The sequence below is a fragment of the Chitinophaga sp. RAB17 genome (genome assembly GCF_052114225.1).
GTDB lineage: Bacteria > Bacteroidota > Bacteroidia > Chitinophagales > Chitinophagaceae > Chitinophaga.
In genome coordinates, this window is record NZ_JBFREI010000003.1 from 812,258 (window position 1) to 832,383 (window position 20,126).

A 20,126-nucleotide genomic window follows, 5' to 3' on the forward strand; every position below is an offset into this window, starting at 1 on the left:
TCTTGTTTTTTAACATCAGAATTGAAAATTAAAGCCCAGTGTAAATGTGCGCGGAGCAGCCCAGTTGTAGTAGCCTTCGTCATAGCCGAAATAGCTGACTGCTTCCGGATCACCACCTTTGTACTTCGTCCAGGTAAGCAGATTGTTACCGGTACCATACACACGCAAATGATCTACGCCCGCTTTTTTCATCCAGGCAGTATGCAGGTTGTAGGCCACGGTTAATGCACGCAGCTTTACATAAGAGCCATCTTCCAGGAATAAAGTCTGGTTAGGCTGGTAAGCATACACAGCACTCCAGGGATTGTATTGCGGAATTTTACTGTAGTCTCCTTCTACTTTAGACCACCAGCTGATTTCTTTGATTGCTTTCGGATCATCAATACCTTCGCGGTTGGCAAAATCAAAACGATCAGCTAATACCTGGTTGATCACCTTACCGCCAAATGCATAATTCAGTAATACATTTACCTCCCATTCGCCATAGTGAAAAGTATTACTAAAACCACCCTGTGCGGCCGGCACCATCCGTCCTTTCATCACCCTGTCTTTATCATTGATATCAAAATTGCCATCCAGGTCTTTCCATTTGGGATCTCCCTTGCGCAGTGCTACGCCCAGGTACGACTGTTTCTTCCCGGTGGCAGGATTGGTAGGTACTTCTGCATCTGAATTATAAATGCCTTCATTGATGAGGAGCCAGTAACGATCAACAGGTTTGCCCACTAAAAAACGGCGGTTACTGATCACCAGGTCAGTCAGGCCACCAGGTAAGGCGACCAATTTATTCTGGTTGGTATACATGTTGATGCCTGTGGTCCATTGGAACTTTTTACCCCGAACCACATCTGCTTCGATAGACAACTCATAGCCGTAGTTGCGGATATCCATGCCATTCTTAACGATCCCGGTATATCCTTCTTCCTCCAGTGTAGGAATTTTCAGCACCAGGTTCTTGTCTGTTTTGGAATATACATCCAGCGATGCCCGTAGGCGATCATGAAATAAACCGATGTCGATGCCTCCATTCAATTGCTCTACTACCGGCCAGGAAGTGCCCGGCACCACATAGCCCGTACCATACGCCGCATTGATAGCCGGGAAGGCGTTATAGGTAGACATATTAGGTACGCCTGTCCATCCGGCATCCACATTATACACCGGCCCTGCCTTATACAGTTCATCCATCATCAAACGGCCTACACGCCCCCAGCTGGCCCGTACATTCAGGTTACTAAGCCAGGAAGATCCCTTGGCAAAATCTTCATTGGTCACTCTCCACGAAGCGGATAAAGTAGGCGATACCAGCCAGCGGTTGTTGGCATCCAGGTAGGAAGTACCATCTCTTCTCACATACAGAGACACAAAATATTTGCTGTCATAATTATACCCTACGTTGGTATAGAAAGAAGCCAGACGCGACTGTGTAAAGTCTTTCGTATTAAACATCAGGCGGAAATTGCCAAAACGACCAGGCTTGTTGTTATCATCTCCCGGTTGATATATTTTCACATAATCACTGGATCCTTTGTAGGCACGGCCATAATCATAGCGCCATTTATCCCATTGGCCATACTGCCCCAATGTCACGTCCAGGTGATGTTTGCCGGAAAAAGTATTTTCATAATGCAGCGAATTATCCAATACCAGGCGCTTATTCAATCCATCAAAATTGGATACATAACTATTCCCTTCACCTAATGCTGTTGGCACAAAGAAGTCGCGGAAGTTTTGTCCGTAGTCGATCGCGAAACGGGTGTTCCAGGTGAAGTGCGACAAGAAGCTATACTTCACATTGGCGATGATACGGGCGGAGTTATTTTTATTCCGGTTGATCGTATTTTCCAGGTCGGTATAATATTGCTGGAGATAAGCTTTGTTGGGAGAAAGAGGCGCATCGTAGTTAAACAGGTAATCTTCGTCACCTGCCCTGTCCCGGATAAATTCATTCCGTTTGCGGTTCAGGTTAGCGATAGCCACATAGGTGGTAAATACCAGGTTCTTTACCGGTTGGATATTGATACCAAAATTTACATCATAGCGTTTGATGCCGGTTTTATCATATACGCCCTGTTGGGAAGATTGTCCTATGCTGAAACGGAAATTAGCATATGGTGTACCACCGCTAACGGCAGCCTGTATGCCATCAGTAAATCCATTTCTTAAGAAAAGATCATCCCAGTTGGCAGGTCCGAAATAACGTCCCTGCGAAGAATCGGCCAGGTACCGTGGAAAGTTCCGCCACTGTGTTTCGTCTGCATACTTTTGATAAAACGGCAGACGGAAATCACTCTCATACTTTCCATTCACCGCATCTACCGAAGGTCGCAAGGATAAACCGGCATATGCATTCACCGATACTTTCATCGGTCCTACACGGGGTGCTTTGGTAATAATGTTAATGACGCCGTTGGCCGCATTGGGTCCGTATTTGGCGCTGGCGCCGAAATCCTTCAACACTTCAATGCTTTCAATATCATTGATATCCAGGAAAGACAACAGGTTGGTTTCTGTGCCCGTCCGGTTAAAGTCGAAACGCTGTATATCGTAAGCAAAAGCGTGGTCCATGATCAACGGTACACCATCTACCACGTAAGTAGGCTGTGCATAAAAGATATCACGGTTACTCAGCAACAGAGAAGAGGTACCGCGTATAAATACGCTGTTGCGTTTTCCGGGTTCAGCAGATGGCGTTCGTATATCCACTCCCGTTACTCTGCCAATCAGCATCTGGTCTATACTGGTATAAGGCATTTTTTTTACTTCCATAATATTTACGGAAGAAACAGCGCCGTTCCTGCTGGTTTTCAAAAAAAGTTCATTATTGGGAAGATATCCCGTAGTGTCTCTTTTCGTAGACACTACTTTTGAAAAAGCCAGTGAATCCGCATTTAAGGCGAGTGTATCCTTGGCTTTTTTAAACAGCATATTCTGCGCCTGTGTATTGGTAGATACCAGGCACACCGCTGCAAAAAAATAAATACCCCGGTGCAGGAAAAAGTAAATGTATTTCATACATGCAATATTTAGGAATGAGAATCCCATGGCGTAAAGAAGCTTTACACCGGCAATCATTTTTTTTGGCACTTACAGGCATAGCAAGCCCTGTTCCCTTTCAGGAAATATCAATTATCGTTAAGTCTGGGAGAACGCCATGGTGGCAGATGGACAATAGGTTAACCCGCTATATGCTACTAACAGCATAAGCATAACTTTACCATATCTGACAACTGCTAAAACATAACGTACCGGAGGCTTTTAGGGGCAGCGCGCTTCCCTAACAGGTTGCAATGAACGATGAGTCATGGAAAAAGATTAATGAACGTGAAATTTTTAAATCGATCTGTACTCCTTTGGTTTTCAATAATTGCTAATACCAATACACAGCGGGGAAACTACATTAAACACAGGGTCACACCGTCTATCAGTACTATCAATGCTCTTTAAATTCTGGTTGTTTATTTAACGCTACAAGCCAAATGTAATTAGCTAAAAGGATTTTTCATAGTTTTTTGCTAATTATTTTTAAAATTTAATTCAGGAAGCTTTTTTCCTTGCTGATTACACAGCTTTAATTTCCATCATTCTTTTTTCGAATTCCCCGTTCACTACAATAGATTTATTCTTCACGCGCACTTCAATCTATTACAGGTATCTTATGCACGGCAAAAGTGACCACGCTCTAACCATTCATTCAAACATCATAAATACCAAAGCAAAAACGAGGCAAATCAATAAGCTCTGTCAGTGGTATACCGCACTAATTCTTCCAGCGCGGCACGGATAGGAGAAGGAGGAAAAGTATATAAAATGTGGAAAGCATCATCGCGGTAAGCCATCATTTTTTCGGCAGCATATTGTAATCCTCCGGATTGATTGACTGCGTCCACCACAAAATTTACTTTGTCTTTATCGGTATGCTGGTGCTTTACAATGTGGAGTATCTTTTTCTTTAACACAGGGTCGGCGTGCTGGACGGTATATATCAGGGGCAGCGTTACTTTCTTCTCTTTAATATCATTACCGGTAGGTTTTCCCACATCTTCTTTACCATAATCAAAGAGGTCGTCCTTTAATTGAAAGGCCATGCCTACTTTTTGTCCGAAGTCGTGTAGTAACTGCACGGTTGCCGGGTTGTCCGAGGTGGAGGATGCACCCGCAGCACAGGCAGCAGCCAGGAAAGAGGCGGTTTTAGCATTGATCAGGTCATAATAATCCGATTCTTCAAAGCTCAGTTTATTCGCTTTGGTCATCTGCAATAACTCCCCTTCAATCATTTGCTGTATGGCGGCGGAATAAATTTTCAACAGGCCGGGGTCATTATTATCGAGCGCCAGGAGTACGCCTTTGGTAAACAGTTGGTCCCCCACCATCACGGATACACGATTTTTCCAGAGTGCGTTGACAGAAAAGGCGCTGCGACGCTTCATAGCATCATCTACCATATCATCGTGTACCAGGGAAGCAGTATGCAGCATCTCTACCAGCAGGGCAGCCCGATAGCTGCCATCATTAATGTCACCGCATAAACGGGCACAGAGCAACACAAACATAGGCCGCATCTGCTTACCTTTATGGGCTGCAATGTCGGTCATGATCCTGTTCAGCAACAGCACATCGCTTTGCATGGCATTATTGAATATTTCCTCAAACCGCTGTAATTCGCTTCCTATCGTTTCCCTGGCTAACTGCATTGTAATTGATCAACTATGAACGGGGCCGAAATTACTACATCTGCACGAAAATCCCTTGGCGACTATCTTATATCTGTATCAAAAGTGCTGTATACACCGTATTTGTTCTTTTTCACGATAGTATACTTCCCCTTGTAAAGCAGTAATGGCGGCAGCTGCCGGGGATCATTCACATATACTACATCCAGTGCGATCGCTTTTTCATTTTGTGCTTTTAACTCATGGGGATAATACGCCGCAAACATACAAGGGTAATCTGTCAACTCTGCTGCAGGGATATTATACACCATTCTTGGCTCCACATCTTTAAAAAGATAACTGGGCCGGTAAAGAGAATCCTTTGGCTCAACGTTGACCAGAGAACAGTCTACCGAGTAGTTATCCCGGTAGTATTTATGCGTACTGCGGTTTTGCAGCACATAGGGCGTCCCTAACTTCAGCGTATCCTTTTTGAGAGAATCAATCACATAACGCCGCAGCGTCTGATCCTGGTCTATGCACAACATCGGCTGGTAATGCAACAACTCCCATAACTGAGACCCCATCATCGTCCCGTCTTTATTCAAATGCGCATGCCCTACATGAATGATAAACTTACTCTTCGGATTGGCCCGCATTACTTTATAGATATTGGCGGCCTGTCCTTTTTCCCGGGAAGCAGTATAATAAACACTACTTTCTCCATCCGGCTTCACTGTAATGATCATAGAATCAGGCGGATCAAAAGCTACATACCTAACAGAACCGAATTGATCCAGTCTTATGCTGTCGTCCCATGTAGCCCTGATAGGATGTTCATATCCTTTAACCTGGTAACCGGACTTAAATGCATACCGGATTAATTCCCCGTAATTAGGCTCATTGAGATAAGCACCATCTGTACTGATCGGGTAATGATTTTTGTCCAGCTCATGATCGGGCCAAATCCCTTCCGCCATAAAAACACGATATCCTTTCTTATACAGTCCTGCCAATAAAGATTTGGTGAATAACCGGTGTTCTGGTCTACCATGAGATTCGTTAATCAGGATAACCCTGTATTTATCAGCCTGGTCCAGAACATATTTTCTGGCATCTACGATCTCATCTTCCCGCAAATTTACCAGTATGTCAGGTCCTCTTCCCAAAAGAGAATCTTCATACATCGCAGCCTCCCGGGCATAGCCAGCCACTGACAACTCATCCATATTATTGTTGAGATGCCACCTGGTATTACCAATTCCGGCTTTAATACTATCCAAAAAATCATACCGGGGATTTCCGACAGGAGGATAATCGTGAAAAGAAAACAAACACAGGAGCAGTACACATATAGCAGCTTTCATAGGGGCATTGACGTTGGTTGACCCATTAAACGGCTCGCCACTCACTTTATTTTCCTTTCCAGGAAAAAATCAATACCTATCCTCCCACCCCCAAATACAAAAAGGGCAAACAACATGACGATATAATAGAGAGGAATTTCAAAGCCATTGTCACCGGCGGCAAAGCCGTTACTCCAGTGTACCGTAGCAATGGCTACTATCATGCTAAAAATAAGTGGTAAGGTAATATAACGAACAAACAATCCAAGGGTTAACAGTATAACGCCAGCTACTTCTGTGATACCTACCAGGTAGGCACTGACATAGGGCAGGGGGATATGTAGTGTACCAAACCAGTCGCCGATACCATGTATATCGCTCCATTTCATTTTCGCAGGCAGGTAAAAGCCATAAGCCAATACCAACCGCATCAACAATAGCGGTATATCCTTTAATGCCGATAAGCGGCGGGCCAAAACAGCGTAGGTGCGCATATGTTATATTTGAAATCCCAGCACAAAATGTTGCTGCTGCATATGTTTCAAAAAATTCAACGTATCATATTCCAGTGTATCCGTATCCGTTATATTCAGCTGCGGTGCATAATCCAGTATATCCCTCACCGTTATCCCCATCACCAGTTGCTCTGTTAAAAAGGCCAGCCAGGGCGATACATCCGTGAACTCCACATTCCCGGTTTCCGGATGCCGGTATAGCAACACAAAGTAAATACCTTTATTCGCCAGTAGTGCTTTCGGCTTCGCCATCAGGTGTACCGGGTATTGGAACGATAACAGCCGGTGCTCCGGATTCAATACTAATGGTGTTTCCAGCCAATCGCCGGTGAGTGCAAAGGGAGCCACAGGCACATCCTCCATGTTGTACACTTCCATTTCGGCCCACTCAAATGCGAGCAGATCAATCAGAAATGGTAACTGGTATTCATCTTCCCAATTATGCTCTACAGCATAGGTGTAAAACTCCAGGGGAAGTTTCCATACCTGGTAAGACTGGCATGCATGATGGGAAAAAAAATGCTTTACCATCCCGTTCCATTTCCGAACAGGAATATTCTTAAATGCAATCGGAAAAGCACTTTCCATGGTATCATTGATCATGTTGAATACCATGCGGCGATAGTGTTTCAGCCGTTCGGGTGCTACGCCGGGCAGCTTCACTTTTTCTCCTGTTCTGCAATAGGCAGAAAAAGTTTGCTGTATATGATAGGTGTCAGGCAACAAGTTCATTTTTCAATTTCCATTGTTTGTGACAAATACTTTTCAGTCTTGATAGTTCTCCCTGCAGTTCTGCCATTTCCGGAATATTAAAATCTCTTTCCAGTAATACCGGTACGGGCTGCAGGTGTTGTAAAGTCCATTCAAAAAGATCATACACCGGATCTATAATAGGTTCTCCATGTGTATCAATAATCAGATCCGGCGCTACCTGTTCATGGCCGGCCATATGAATGTAAGCGACTTTGTCCAGCGGCAGTTGCTGAATAAATGCTTTGGCATCGTACTGATGATTGAAAGCATTCACATAAATATTATTGACGTCCAGCAATAGCTGACAGCCGGACTGCTTTACTACTTCTTTGATAAAATCCACTTCACTCATTTCTGCAGCCACAGGTGTATAATAGGATACTATTTCCATCACCAGTGGGCGCTGCAGGTAATCCTGCACTTGCTGTATACGGCTGGCAATATGCTTTACTGCGTCCATTCTGAACGGAATGGGTAACAGGTCATACATATGCGCATTATCACATTTGGAATAACTCAGGTGCTCTGAATATAACTGTACTTTATATTCGTTGAGAAAGGCTTTGATATACTTTAAAAATTCTTTATCCAGTTCTTCCGGGCTGCCTATTGACAGTGAAAGACCGTGACATAAGACCGGATATTTTTCCACCACACGGTGTAATACCTTCTTCCAGTAACCACCTATGTTCATCCAGTTTTCAGGTGCAAACTCAATAAAGTCGGGCCTGATATGTTCACCGCTGATCATCTCTTCGGCAAACTCTCTGCGAAAACCAACACCTACCATGATCGTACTATTTAATTGGTGTTAAGGTAAAATAGTGAAAGGCCGGCTTACTTACCCTACCGACCTTTCAGTTATTCAAATAATTACTGGCCGGATTTGGTAGAGTCGCTTTTTTGCTTACCACCTTTCTTGCCACCTTTTTTATTACCACATTTACCTTCACCACATTTGCCCTGACCACATTTACCGTCTTTTGCTTTACCGGCAGAAGCGCTGTCTTTCTTTGCGCCACAAGCCAGTTCAATAGTATTGGCAGCATTGCCGGAAGTGCCGGTTAAAGCATTTCTTACAGCAGCGCCGGAACCCAGGTTAGTATAGCTAACTGGTTTTGCAGATACCTGCAGGGCAGCCAGACCTAAGATAGCGCTGGCAACGAGAGAACCTGAAAATAATACTTTGTTGTTTTTCATGTTTTGAAGATTTAAAAACTGAGTGAAAAAATTTATGTGCTTGATAGTATAGACGTGGTGATTAAAAAATCCTTACAGGTACTTCAAATTATTTTTTCATTTCTTCTACAATCATTTTCTCCCATTTGAGCTTCAACGATTCATCGGGGAGTATATCCGTTTGCGTGATAAATCCATCGATATGCTTATCTATAGCCTGGCTCTGCTTCGCGTACCGCCGGCAATAAATGCAGTATAAAAGATGTATTTTCAAACCTATTCTTTGCAGTAATGTCAATGATTGCTGTTGTTGTAATTGCTTTTCCACCAGCATAGTAGCTTCTTTACAACAAGGCGGCCATATATGTTTATGTTGTCCCATTGTCAATTACTGAACCAGTTTTTTTCAAGGCAAGCTCTCAGTTGCAATTTTGCCCGGTGAATAATTACCCAGTAATTAGACGCAGTAATAGATAAATCCTTACAAATGTCTGCCGATTCTTTTTCTTCGAGGTACTTCAGATTAAACACTTGTCTGCCGATATCGTTCAATTTACCCATGCAGGTGCGTAGTATGCTGTAAAAATCTGTCTGCTCCTGTCTGCTGCTTATTTCTGATACCCAGGCTTTAGGGGCCATTTCTTTGCGCCAGTGTCCTTTTTCATTAAAAAAGAAATGATGGGGATCACTATCACCGGTTTTCTCTTCATCTATACTTATCGTAATTGCGGCCTTATTGGATTTCCGGAAGTGATCTGCTATTTTATTTTTAAGGATGGCCATCAGCCAGGTTTTCTCGCTGCTCTCGCCCCGGAATTGCTCCTTCGCCTGCAGCGCACTGAGGAAAGTTTCCTGAACCAGGTCTTGTGCCAGCCCGTTGTCCGATACTTTAATTACCGCAAATCTATATAATTCATCGGCGTATAACTTCACCCATGCGGTAGGATTACAGGCTATCATAGATTGATGTACAGTTGAGTCAGCAGCTTCTACTCTCATAAACTTGTTTTGCATATATTGCTGTAGAAGCTTACGGAAAATTAGCTTTTTTAGATTTCTCTCCACCCCAAAAAAATGTTAAAGGCGGATGACCGGCAGTTAACGATTGGTAAATGGCAGCAAAGGGGGTAGCCACTATTCAGCATTTTGTACTATTTTTGGCACGTACCCAATGAAATATGAATTAAACTCGGCCCATGAAAAATGAAATGTCGCCTGTAACGTCCGTTTACTTTATTACTTTATTAAAGGCATATTTACGTGGTACTAAAACAAGGCAGGAGGTCATAGAAGAGCTACGAGGTGTTACGCCAATGCACGACAAAGCGGAAGATTCCCACACCGAAGTGAGCAGCCTGCTGTTTAAGACGGCCAGTGAAATGAATGAAAATTATTACCAGGACATCGTAACCGCCATTTCCAATGCCACCGATACTACTCCCAGCCGGGAAGGTGTAATACATCAGCTGGAAGCTATGCTGACTGGCTTTATTACGCCCAAACAGCTATTCGAATGGGCCACCTGGCATAATGAACCCGATTCGGAAGATGGTGCGGGCTTTTTCAGTGATATAGCGGTAGATTATTTCTGCACACAATTACTGCCTGCTTCTTTTGATGAACTGGCGATTGCACAATACAAACAGGCCCTGAAAATATTCCAATCCGGCACACATAACAGCCTGAAAGATAAAGTAGCACTGGTACTGCTATCTGAAAAAGAAAGACAACGCTTCTTATTTTACCTGGGCGATTATATACAGGGGCATACTTCCCCGGAGCAACTGGACGTATACCTGTTGCACAAATTTGGAATGGATCATCACTCCTTTCCTTATATGTCTTCACTCTCTGCTATTATGCATGAACCCGGTAAGCTACCGGCCCTGCTGCACATGGCGGCAATGGATGCTTAATACCAGCCGATTACGATTACTTTATCACATCCATTATGCGAACTGCCCGGTTTTCCCCGCTTACAATATCAGTAGTGTAGGTGATAACCTTATCCCCATTACTATATTCCAGCAGCATTTCCAGTGGCATCGCTACCGGCGGATAACTGCCTGCTATCAACATTGATTCAATCTGATCTTTATAATAGTCCGGCATAAATGCATAACCGGGAAACAGGGTATGCGGCTGTAATGGCACCCATACGCGGGCTCCTATCAGTGCATGACTGGTCACCTTTACCTGGCTGGAATCCGTTTGCACATTATTGGCCTGGTATTCTTCACAAGCTACTCCCGCAATTACTTTCTTGGCGCCCGTTTTCACCAGCTGGTTTAAATAACCGGTTTCTCCCGGATAAATAGGCTCCATGGTCGTCAGGTCCAGCTTCTCTTTAGTGCCGCTACCTGTTTTGTGAATAGCCGTGATGCTGAGTTGTGATCCTTTTGCAAAATCTGCGTAAAACTGGTAACGAGCCCCCGTACTTCTGCTCAACAAATGTATCGCCATTCGGGGCGCGGCGCTGCTGTAATAAATCACAATCTGCTCTCCCCCGTTGATGACCGGTTGATTGCCTTGCCAGGCTTCCATTTCCTGGTATACTGCAATATCAAATTCAAATACGGAATCTATCGTTACCTGTTCATCTCCTCCAATGATCAGGGATGGATTGTCACTGGCAGGTTTCGTGTTGCTCAACTCATAAGGTCCTTCTTCCTGGGAAGAATCAGCCCTGGCGGTAGTAAGACTCCGGACTTTGTCCTTCATCTTTTTCAGGAACTGCGCTTGTATAACGGTGCTGCATAGGATCAGCCACCCGAGCAGGAATACCCGCTTATTCATAGGGATAGTTTTACCCACCCAATATACAGTAAATTATTTTAATATATCTGGTAAGCTGAAAGCAAAAAGCAAAAAGCTATTCTAGCGGATGGTCACGCCAAAGACCCGCTACAATAGCTTTTTGCTTTCTGCTTTCTGCTTTTTGCTTTCAGCTTACCATCAGACTACAGCCTCTCAGGGCAGAATTATCCAGTCGGCCCAATACCTCAAAACGGCCATCAGCATGCATTTTGCCAATGTCTTCAGTGGCAATGAAAGCACAGGAATATATATTGGCCAGATCAATGACATTCATCACACCGGCACCTTTGCCGGCTGTAAGGTGGAAAGGATCATTCTCATCTCGCAGCAATACCTTCATCCAGGGAGGGGTTTCAAACATACCATCTCCCCTGGAATAAGCCTGGGATAACAACTCCGTCATGCCATATTCCGCATGAATAGCAGCAGCACCCAGTCTTTCCTTCAGGAAATGATGTACTTCCTGCCGGGTCCATTCTTCCCGGCGCCCTTTCATGCCACCGGTTTCCATCACTATGGTGTGTTTCAACTGCAGGGTATATTGCTCGGCAAAATCGAGTAAACCGAAAGTAACACCTATCAGCAATACCTTCTGCCCACGGGCTTCCAACGCCTGTAAATGATGAAACAACTTATCATGCTCATAAAGATAAAAGCCACTTTCCTTATGCCCGCTGCGCTCCACCATCTCCTGCACCATCCGCACCAGGGAAGAATGCTGCCGCTCCAGGTAGGAAGGCAGTAATCCAAGAACGACATAATCACTCACCGGTCCGTAAAACTGCTCAAAGGCGGTCATAAAGCTTTGGGTATAGATCGCGGATTGCTTTACCAGATGACGGCTGTTCACCGTTTGGGTAGTACCGCTGCTCTCAAACACCAGTTCCGGCTCAAAAGTGCCGCATACCACCGTATGGGATTTAAAAAATTGTATAGGCAGATAGGGAATTTCCAGGATACTTTTCACCGAAGCAGGTGATATGTGCAGGGCATCCGTATAGGCCCTGTACAGGTCATTTTCCTGGTACTGATATCTAAAAAGCTCCAGGGCAGCGGATTCCAGCCCACTTTCCTGCAATGAAAAAATATATTCCGGTGATACCGCGGTCATGTAAATCTGGCTTTAAAATCATACAAAGTTAGGGAGAAGAATAAATCTAGCCGCAGTAAGTAACAATTGTCATAAAAAAACGTTTTTAAGAAGATGTATTGTGATGACTGAATATTTGTATATTTCCTAAATTAATGTAGGTTTGTTTTATGAAGAAAATTCTGTTTTTGTTCCTGCTGGCCGGTTTGTTTTACGCCTGTAAAAAGGATAACATAGGTTCCAAACCTATTCTCACATTTAAGGGATATTCAGTAGACAGTATTACAGCAGATTTGCAGGAGATGAACGTCATCATGGGGGTAGAGGATGGAGATGGCGATATTGAAGATACCCTCCAGATCGCCTCTATCTTCGACAGCAGAGGACCTAATCAGGATACCCTGTATTCTATAAAGGGGATGCCAGGCATAGGAGCTAACAAGGGCAGCAGAGTAAAGGGAGATATTTACATTAACCTGAAGTCCGATGAGTACAAGCTGGTGCAGATTGATAATGACAGTATTCACTTCCTGGTGTTTATACGCGACAACGCCGGTCATTACAGTGATACCATTGCTACTCCCAAAATGCCATACCATAATAAGTAAATTACCTTACATTTACAACATACCAAGGATTCCTTTTACTAAAGGAATCCTTTTATTTTTAGCTTTACCATTCATTTTTAGCACATGGATAAAATAGAAGAATTACAGGCAAAAATGGCCGAGGCAATGTTGGGTGGTGGGCATGTACGCATTGCTTCCCAGCATAAAAAAGGTAAGCTGACCGCCCGTGAAAGGTTGCAGCTCCTGATGGATGAAGGATCTTTCGAAGAACTGGATATGCTGGTCACTAACCGTAACCGCGGTCTTACCGCCGACCAGGAGCAATTCCTGGGCGATGGCGTGGTAACAGGCTACGGCACTATCAACGGCAGACTGACCTACGTTTTCTCTCAGGACTTCACCGTATATGGCGGTAGCTTATCAGAGCCACATGCCCGCAAAATCTGTAAGGTCATGGATCTTGCCATGCAAAACGGTGCTCCCATCATTGGACTGAACGACAGTGGTGGTGCCCGCATACAGGAAGGTGTGGTAAGCCTGGGTGGCTATGCCGATATCTTCTATCGTAATACCAGGGCTTCCGGTGTTATTCCACAAATCTCCGCGATCATGGGACCCTGCGCAGGCGGCGCGGTATATTCTCCTGCTATCACCGATTTTATCCTGATGGTAGAGCAAACATCCTACATGTTTGTAACCGGACCTAACGTGGTGAAAACCGTTACGCACGAAGAAGTAACATCAGAAGAACTGGGTGGCGCACAAACACATGCCGCCAAAAGCGGTGTTACCCACTTTGCCTGCAGCAACGAAATAGAATGTATCCAATATCTCAAACAGCTGTTGAGCTATGTGCCCCAGAACTGTGAAGAAACCGCGCCCGTATATGCTTACGAGCCTGGCAACGAAATCAGGGAAGCACTGAACACGCTGATACCGGCTCATCCCAACCAGCCATATGACATGAAAGAAGCGATTGCCGAAATCACCGATAAGGACAGCTTCTTCGAAGTACATAAAAATTTTGCAGAAAATATGATTGTGGGCTTTGCCCGCATTGCCGGCAGAAGTATTGGAATAGTAGCCAATCAACCTGCTCACCTCGCAGGTGTACTGGATATCCACGCTTCTGTGAAAGGCGCACGTTTCACCCGCTTCTGTGATGCTTTTAATATTCCTTTGCTGGTACTCGTAGATGTACCTGGCTTCCTGCCCGGCACCGACCAGGAATGGAATGGTATCATCACCAACGGCGCAAAACTGTTGTACGCACTTAGTGAAGCCACCGTTCCCAAGCTCACCGTTACCACCCGCAAAGCCTATGGTGGTGCATATTGTGTGATGAACTCCAAACATATTGGCGCTGATATGAACTACGCTTTCCCTCAGGCGGAAATAGCTGTGATGGGCGCAAAAGGGGCAGTGGAAATCATCTTCAAAAAAGAAATTGATGCGGCACCAGACCCTGAAGCCCGCATGAATGAACTGGTAGCCGACTACCAGGAAAGATTCGCCAACCCTTACCTGGCAGCGGAAAAGGGATATATCGATGAAGTCATTTCTCCGGATCAGACACGTATCAAACTGATCAAAGCTTTCAAGATGCTCGAAAATAAAGTAGTAAATATGCCGAGAAAAAAACACGGCAATATACCTTTGTAGCGGTTAGCGGTTAGCTTTTAGCTTTTAGAAAATGCAGCAAAGACCAAATAACATCCTCTTCGCTGCATTTTCTAAAAGCTAACAGCTAATGGCTAAAAGCTAAATTTATGTTCCGAAGCGCTTTCAATTTCATACTTTTCACTTCGATCTATATTTCGTTGTGTGCACTGCTGATGATCTGGCAAACCAATCAACTGCTGGGGCTTCAATATGATCAAAACACCTTCTATCTCTTTGTTTTCTTTTCTACTATCTGCAGCTATAACTTTCACTGGTACCTGACACCAGGCTCCTTTTCTGCCACTTCTGAACGAATCCACTGGAATGACCGGTACCGTACCGGACTGCTCCTCCTTTGTGGTATTGGTATCATCGGTTCCGGATGGTTCTTCTGGCAATTGCGCGAACACTGGCTGGTACTCTGTGGCAGCGCTATACTTACCTTTTTATATTCGGCGCCTAAAGTGCCTCACCCTGCCTTTCGCTGGCTCAGCAAAATTGCTATTGGCAAAACGTTGTTCCTCACTTTTGTATGGACCTACGTAACTACGCTGCTGCCCGCACTGGTGGCCGGAAAATATGTTGCCACACCGCTGATACTCCTTACCCTGCATCGTTTTTTCCTGATTTACGCCATCTGTATTTTGTTTGATTACCGCGACCTGGAATCAGATAAAAAAGAAGGCATTCGCAGCCTGATTACAATGCTGGATCTCAAAAACCTAAACCGTCTTTACTACTTTTCCTTGCTGATAGCAGCTATCAGCGCAGGATTGATGGGGCCATTCACCACACTCACGGCGGTCATCTCGCTCATAATTCCGGTAATCATTACCGCGCTGCTGACGCGCAAAGCACAGCACAGTCATTCAGATTACCTGTTTTACTTTGTGCTGGATGGATGTATGGCATTATCTGCAGCCCTGTATTGGTTAGCTGTTGGCCTGTAACTAACTGCTTTTTCCCTACCTTTGTCCGATCAAAATTTCCACAAAACATGTCCAAAAAGCAGAAATCAATATTCAACAAGGAATCATTGACATTCCTGGAAACTTACCTGAACAACCCATCTCCTACTGGTTTTGAGAAAGAAGGACAAAAGCTTTGGCTGAAATATCTGACACCTTATATTGATGAACACTTTGTTGATCCATACGGTTCTGCAGTAGGCGTTATCAATCCCAAGGCGGAATTCAAGGTAGTTATTGAGGCCCACGCCGATGAGATTTCCTGGTTTGTAAACTATATTTCGCCGGAAGGCCTGATCTATGTAATCCGTAATGGTGGCTCCGATCAACAAATAGCGCCTTCCATGCGTGTAAATATTCATACTGAAAAAGGTGTCGTTAAAGCGGTATTTGGCTGGCCAGCTATTCATACCCGCATCCGCAGCGGCGATGGTAAAGAACCACAACCCAAGGTTGAAAATATCTTCCTGGATTGTGGCGCCCGTTCCCGTAAAGAAGTAGAAGAGCTGGGCATTCACGTAGGTTGTGTATGCACGTTTGCAGATGGCTTCCAGGAACTGAACTACGATTATTATGTCTGTCGTGCGATCGATAACCGCATCGGTGGTTTTATGATTGCGGAAGTAGCCAGAATGCTGAAAGAAAAGAAACAGCAGTTACCATTCGGTTTATACATTGTAAATGCAGTACAGGAAGAAGTAGGATTACGTGGCGCAGAGATGATTGCCAAACGCATTAAGCCCAATGTAGCCATCATCACAGATGTTACACACGACACCACCACTCCGATGATCAATAAAAACATTGAAGGAGAAATTAAATGCGGTGGCGGTCCCAGCATCACTTACGGTCCGGCAGTACACAACATCCTGCGTGACCTCATCATTAAAACAGCTAAGAAAAACGATATCCCTCACCAGCTGCATGCCGTAAGCCGCAGCACCGGTACAGATACCGATGCTTTTGCCTACAGCAATGATGGTACCCCTTCTGCCCTGATCAGTTTACCATTACGCTATATGCACACCACGGTAGAAATGGTGAAGAAAGATGATATTGAAAATACGATTCACCTGATCTATCAGACCTTACTGAACATTACACCTAAGACTAATTTCCAGTACCTGTAGCGAGTTTTTGTCTTGGTTCAGGATTATACTGATTTAGATGATTTTCCAGGTTTTGTTTTTACAGGATTAAAAAAGATTAGCGAAGAACGATGTGGATACCCGCATCATTCTTCGCTAATCTTTTTTTAATCTTTCCAAATCATAAAAACAAAAAACTGGAAAATCATCTAAATCAGTATAATCCTGAACCAAAACAAAAAATCGCGCGCACTAGTTCTTAAAGAAATCTGCTGCCCTGGTTACTTTCTCTACCCAGGCACCGGATGCTGCCTGTAGCACATACTCGCTCAAACCCACTCTGCTTACACCTGGCGCCCAGTCATAGGTATACCCCATCCTGGTCCATGGATAATGCGCATCTGTGGCGGATGTTAATGGCCGGTAGTAAGCATAAATAATGTAGTTGTTAAACCACGTAGCATACGTAGGTGGCACACTGCTCTGCAACACCGCAGTAGCGCTTTTCGTATTAATGGCCGGATTACCCGCCGGACGGTATAAACGCTCCGCCTTCACCCACATGGTGGCGATATGGGTATTTGTTTTAGAATTTACCGGTGGCAATCCTAACAGCTGACATACTCTCAAAATAGTATCCGAGGTCGCTGTAAAAGAGGGGCCTACCTTGTTTTTCATCTGTTTAGGTATAAACAGCCAGGATTCGCCCCATACATTGGTAATGGAATCGCCTTCCGGATAACTGGATGGAAAGCGCATAAAAGTGGCCAGCAGTACATACGACTGGCCGTTAATGGTTTTCCATTGCAGATCGGCATTGTCTGATGTAATAGGCCATAAGGCATTGGACATTTCACTACTGTCTGCTACCATGGCGTCAGATACGGCTTGCGCGTATAACTGATCCATCGTTTGAACAGGTGGGGGTGTTACCGGGTCATCATCATTTTTATTACAACTGGTAAATGCTACAGATGCCAGAAGCATCATTGCGGGCAGCATACTGCCGGAGAGGAAATGTTTCATAGAAATGGTTTTCTGGGTGCTGGTTATTTAATTCGAGTCCCGCAATTAAGTGTATTTCAATGAAATATACAAATTTGAAAATGAACTGCTGCCAGCGCCCGCAAAACAGGTTCCACGGATTATGTTATATTTATAGTAATCAAAATAATCTCCCATGGCAAAACAAATGTCTGTCATTTCCTTTACGGGAAAACTCGGTCCTCTCATTGGGTATAAGCGCAATGGCCAATACTTCCTGCGCTCCATGCCTCAAAGCGTGCAGCAAACGGCTGCTACCCGTCGCGCATCCCGCCGCTTTGGTATCGCCAGCAGGAAAGGCGCTTTTATCCGTCATGCTTTCTACCCCCACCTGGATATCCACTGTGACGGTGGCCACATCAATCGGCTCAACAGGCTACTCATTGCTGCCGGCGATCATTATGCCGCCATAACAGGCTTCCGATTCAATCAGCATACCGGCGTAGATCGTTTCTTTGCGGTGGCGCCACGGCTTTTCCCTAATGGCATATTAAATATCCCCGCACAAACTATCGCCGGGCATACAGGTATGGCTGCGCTGGAAGTAAAAGTAATCGCAACGCATATTGATTTTACATCACGTCAGGTGGTAGGTAGCGAAACGGTTACACTCATGATAGCCCCCGATACCACTTTCCAGGAAACAAATGTTTCGCTGGATGTACCTGGGCAGGGCTCACTGGTAGTGGTTTTCCAGGTAAGAGCGATGTACGAAGACGGCCCATCCGGCAACAGACAATACATGGCTGCCGATATTATTGCGGTGACAACGCCACAGGTGCCCAAATATGCTAAAAAACGTGCTTACCCCAAGCGGAAGGTATTACTTCCTGGCCTTACCTATACATACGCATATCCGGCTGTCATTCAACTGGAATAAAGCGATCCTGCCTCCCGAGATATTTTGATCAATACCCTCTTATACCAGCTTTCTTTAAATAGGCTATCTCTTTCCGCAGCTCCCCCAGGTAGGGAAGCAGCCCTCCCATGGCCGGTTCTCACCTCCATCTATTTGCTGATGCAATTTCATCTGGGTTATACACCCGAAAGTCATCCCCGCATCAAGTCCACCTCTCCTGCACGACTTCTGTATGTACATAGCGGGGGCTAAGCATAGCCTGGACGGAATCTACATAATGAAAAGATAGTGCTGATTATAACAATGGGTGTCCTTCATCCACTATTTTTTTGATTTTAAAAGATGAGGGGAAAACGGAGCGGATAAATTCGCTTCGTTCTCCCCTCGTCTTTTAGTCTTTTAAAAACAAAATCCGGGAAATCATCAAAATCAGTATAATCCTGGGAAAGACAAAAATTCGCGCCGAAGGCAATCCCCTACAAATCGTTCATTCCAAAATACTCCACGCCCAGCTGATATCCTTTCAATCCAAGTCCACAGATGCAACCAATACATTTAGGAGCAATCAGCGAAGTATGTCTGAATTCTTCCCGCGCGTATACATTGCTGATATGTATTTCCATTACCGGGGTTTTTATACCTGCAATCGCATCACGGATCGCAATAGAGGTATGTGTATAGGCACCTGCATTCAACAGGATACCATCGTATGAAAATCCAACTTCATGCAGATAGTTCACCAGTTCTCCTTCTATATTACTCTGAAAATAAGTAAAGGTGACAGCTGGAAATTGTTTTTGCAGATGTTTAAAATAATGCTCGAAAGATTCGCTGCCATAAATGCCTGTTTCACGCTTACCGAGCAGGTTTAAGTTGGGCCCGTTAATAATAGCTAATTGCATGATAATGGTTATAAAATGAAGAATGTAACGAAGATAATTAATCCCGTTTATTATTACTATCGCCGCCCCAGCGGTAGGTTTGTTGTTCAATGCCGGCCAGGTCAATGATACGGTCTACTACCGTAGCCGCCATTTCTTCCAGGTTGGTAGGTACGCTGTAAAAAGAAGGCGTAGCCGGGCAGATAATGCCGCCGGCCATGGTCACCGCTTCCATATTTTTGATGTGAATAAGGTTATAAGGAGTTTCCCGTACCACACAAATCAGCTTTCTCCTTTCCTTTAACACTACATCTGCTGCGCGTGTAATCAGGTCATTGGAAATACCGGTGGCAATCCTTCCAAGTGTGCCCATGGAACAGGGACAGATAATCATGGTATTAAATCGTCCGGAACCGGAGGCAAAGGGAGCGTGGAAATCCTGTTGGGTATAAAGGTGGAAAGGCAATTGTTTATAATCTTCGTCTCTCAGTTCTGTTTCCCAAACCGTTTTGGCATTTTCTGTCATCACTACGGCTACCTGGTCCAATTGCTCGTGCGCCGCCTGCAACTTCTGCAACAACTGGCGCGCATAAATGGAACCACTGGCTCCGGTAACTGCTACTACTATACGATGTTTCATTTGGCTATGCTATTGATCATGCAAAGCTAGCCTATTTGCTGCTATTGAAAGCACATCATTATT

Annotated in this window: 20 protein-coding genes; 6 read left to right on the forward strand and 14 right to left on the reverse strand. The window is 44.6% G+C overall.

Annotated features, from left to right (window positions below):
• Positions 1-15: 15 nt before the first annotated feature.
• The 9 genes from AB4Z08_RS14995 to AB4Z08_RS15035 all read right to left on the reverse strand — a co-directional run bounded on the left by AB4Z08_RS14995 (position 16) and on the right by AB4Z08_RS15035 (position 9,444).
• Entirely contained in the window at positions 16-3,015 is a 3,000-nt protein-coding gene (locus tag AB4Z08_RS14995) for a SusC/RagA family TonB-linked outer membrane protein (RefSeq protein WP_441574563.1), read from the reverse strand.
• 716 nt (positions 3,016-3,731) lie between these two features.
• Positions 3,732-4,694 carry a polyprenyl synthetase family protein gene (locus tag AB4Z08_RS15000; RefSeq protein ID WP_441574564.1) on the reverse strand — a complete coding sequence of 321 codons (963 nt, stop codon included), beginning with the start codon at positions 4,692-4,694 and terminating at the stop codon, positions 3,732-3,734.
• Between the two features lie 62 nt (positions 4,695-4,756).
• Positions 4,757-6,019 (reverse strand): hypothetical protein, encoded by a 1,263-nt coding sequence (locus AB4Z08_RS15005; protein WP_441574565.1) that lies wholly within the window; start codon positions 6,017-6,019, stop codon positions 4,757-4,759.
• Between the two features lie 41 nt (positions 6,020-6,060).
• The gene (locus tag AB4Z08_RS15010) at positions 6,061-6,492 is read right to left on the reverse strand and encodes an HvfX family Cu-binding RiPP maturation protein (RefSeq protein WP_441574566.1); all 432 of its coding nucleotides are present in this window, start codon (positions 6,490-6,492) and stop codon (positions 6,061-6,063) included.
• A gap of 3 nt (positions 6,493-6,495) precedes the next feature.
• Entirely contained in the window at positions 6,496-7,245 is a 750-nt protein-coding gene (locus AB4Z08_RS15015) for an HvfC/BufC N-terminal domain-containing protein (RefSeq protein ID WP_441574567.1), read from the reverse strand.
• A complete protein-coding gene (locus AB4Z08_RS15020) occupies positions 7,229-8,056 on the reverse strand; it encodes an HvfB family MNIO-type RiPP peptide maturase (protein WP_441574568.1) in 828 nt (275 codons plus the stop codon). The genes AB4Z08_RS15015 and AB4Z08_RS15020 overlap by 17 nt, the downstream gene beginning before the upstream one ends.
• A gap of 83 nt (positions 8,057-8,139) precedes the next feature.
• Positions 8,140-8,466, reverse strand: a complete 327-nt coding sequence (locus AB4Z08_RS15025) for a hypothetical protein (RefSeq protein ID WP_441574569.1) — start codon at positions 8,464-8,466, stop codon at positions 8,140-8,142.
• 88 nt (positions 8,467-8,554) lie between these two features.
• Positions 8,555-8,779, reverse strand: a complete 225-nt coding sequence (locus AB4Z08_RS15030; protein ID WP_441574570.1) for a hypothetical protein — start codon at positions 8,777-8,779, stop codon at positions 8,555-8,557.
• 50 nt (positions 8,780-8,829) lie between these two features.
• The gene (locus tag AB4Z08_RS15035; protein ID WP_441574571.1) at positions 8,830-9,444 is read right to left on the reverse strand and encodes a sigma-70 family RNA polymerase sigma factor; all 615 of its coding nucleotides are present in this window, start codon (positions 9,442-9,444) and stop codon (positions 8,830-8,832) included.
• 197 nt (positions 9,445-9,641) lie between these two features.
• On the opposite strand from AB4Z08_RS15035, the gene AB4Z08_RS15040 reads away from it, so the two are divergent.
• Positions 9,642-10,361 (forward strand): hypothetical protein, encoded by a 720-nt coding sequence (locus AB4Z08_RS15040; RefSeq protein WP_441574572.1) that lies wholly within the window; start codon positions 9,642-9,644, stop codon positions 10,359-10,361.
• A gap of 16 nt (positions 10,362-10,377) precedes the next feature.
• Here the strand turns inward: AB4Z08_RS15040 and AB4Z08_RS15045 are convergent, their stop codons facing one another.
• Positions 10,378-11,241 (reverse strand): hypothetical protein, encoded by an 864-nt coding sequence (locus AB4Z08_RS15045; protein WP_441574573.1) that lies wholly within the window; start codon positions 11,239-11,241, stop codon positions 10,378-10,380.
• A 148-nt stretch (positions 11,242-11,389) separates the two neighbouring features.
• On the reverse strand, positions 11,390-12,373 hold the full coding sequence (locus tag AB4Z08_RS15050) for a LuxE/PaaK family acyltransferase (RefSeq protein WP_441574574.1): 984 nt from the start codon (positions 12,371-12,373) through the stop codon (positions 11,390-11,392).
• A 149-nt stretch (positions 12,374-12,522) separates the two neighbouring features.
• Between AB4Z08_RS15050 and AB4Z08_RS15055 the strand changes: the two genes are divergently transcribed.
• From AB4Z08_RS15055 to AB4Z08_RS15070, 4 genes are all read left to right on the forward strand, one after another.
• Entirely contained in the window at positions 12,523-12,960 is a 438-nt protein-coding gene (locus AB4Z08_RS15055; RefSeq protein ID WP_441574575.1) for a hypothetical protein, read from the forward strand.
• 84 nt (positions 12,961-13,044) lie between these two features.
• Complete coding sequence (locus AB4Z08_RS15060; RefSeq protein ID WP_441574576.1) at positions 13,045-14,583, forward strand: acyl-CoA carboxylase subunit beta; 1,539 nt, start codon at positions 13,045-13,047, stop codon at positions 14,581-14,583.
• Positions 14,584-14,690: 107 nt separating this feature from the next.
• Positions 14,691-15,533: a UbiA family prenyltransferase gene (locus AB4Z08_RS15065; protein WP_441574577.1), complete on the forward strand. Its 843-nt coding sequence runs from the start codon at positions 14,691-14,693 to the stop codon at positions 15,531-15,533.
• 47 nt (positions 15,534-15,580) lie between these two features.
• Positions 15,581-16,681 carry a M42 family metallopeptidase gene (locus AB4Z08_RS15070; RefSeq protein WP_441574578.1) on the forward strand — a complete coding sequence of 367 codons (1,101 nt, stop codon included), beginning with the start codon at positions 15,581-15,583 and terminating at the stop codon, positions 16,679-16,681.
• 210 nt (positions 16,682-16,891) lie between these two features.
• Here the strand turns inward: AB4Z08_RS15070 and AB4Z08_RS15075 are convergent, their stop codons facing one another.
• The gene (locus AB4Z08_RS15075; protein WP_441574579.1) at positions 16,892-17,665 is read right to left on the reverse strand and encodes a hypothetical protein; all 774 of its coding nucleotides are present in this window, start codon (positions 17,663-17,665) and stop codon (positions 16,892-16,894) included.
• Between the two features lie 154 nt (positions 17,666-17,819).
• Between AB4Z08_RS15075 and AB4Z08_RS15080 the strand changes: the two genes are divergently transcribed.
• The gene (locus AB4Z08_RS15080) at positions 17,820-18,563 is read left to right on the forward strand and encodes a hypothetical protein (RefSeq protein ID WP_441574580.1); all 744 of its coding nucleotides are present in this window, start codon (positions 17,820-17,822) and stop codon (positions 18,561-18,563) included.
• A gap of 455 nt (positions 18,564-19,018) precedes the next feature.
• Here the strand turns inward: AB4Z08_RS15080 and aroQ are convergent, their stop codons facing one another.
• Together aroQ and AB4Z08_RS15090 are read right to left on the reverse strand one after the other, a co-directional pair.
• Positions 19,019-19,444, reverse strand: a complete 426-nt coding sequence (aroQ, locus tag AB4Z08_RS15085) for a type II 3-dehydroquinate dehydratase (protein WP_441574581.1) — start codon at positions 19,442-19,444, stop codon at positions 19,019-19,021.
• A 37-nt stretch (positions 19,445-19,481) separates the two neighbouring features.
• The gene (locus AB4Z08_RS15090) at positions 19,482-20,063 is read right to left on the reverse strand and encodes a UbiX family flavin prenyltransferase (RefSeq protein ID WP_441574582.1); all 582 of its coding nucleotides are present in this window, start codon (positions 20,061-20,063) and stop codon (positions 19,482-19,484) included.
• Positions 20,064-20,126: the final 63 nt, after the last annotated feature.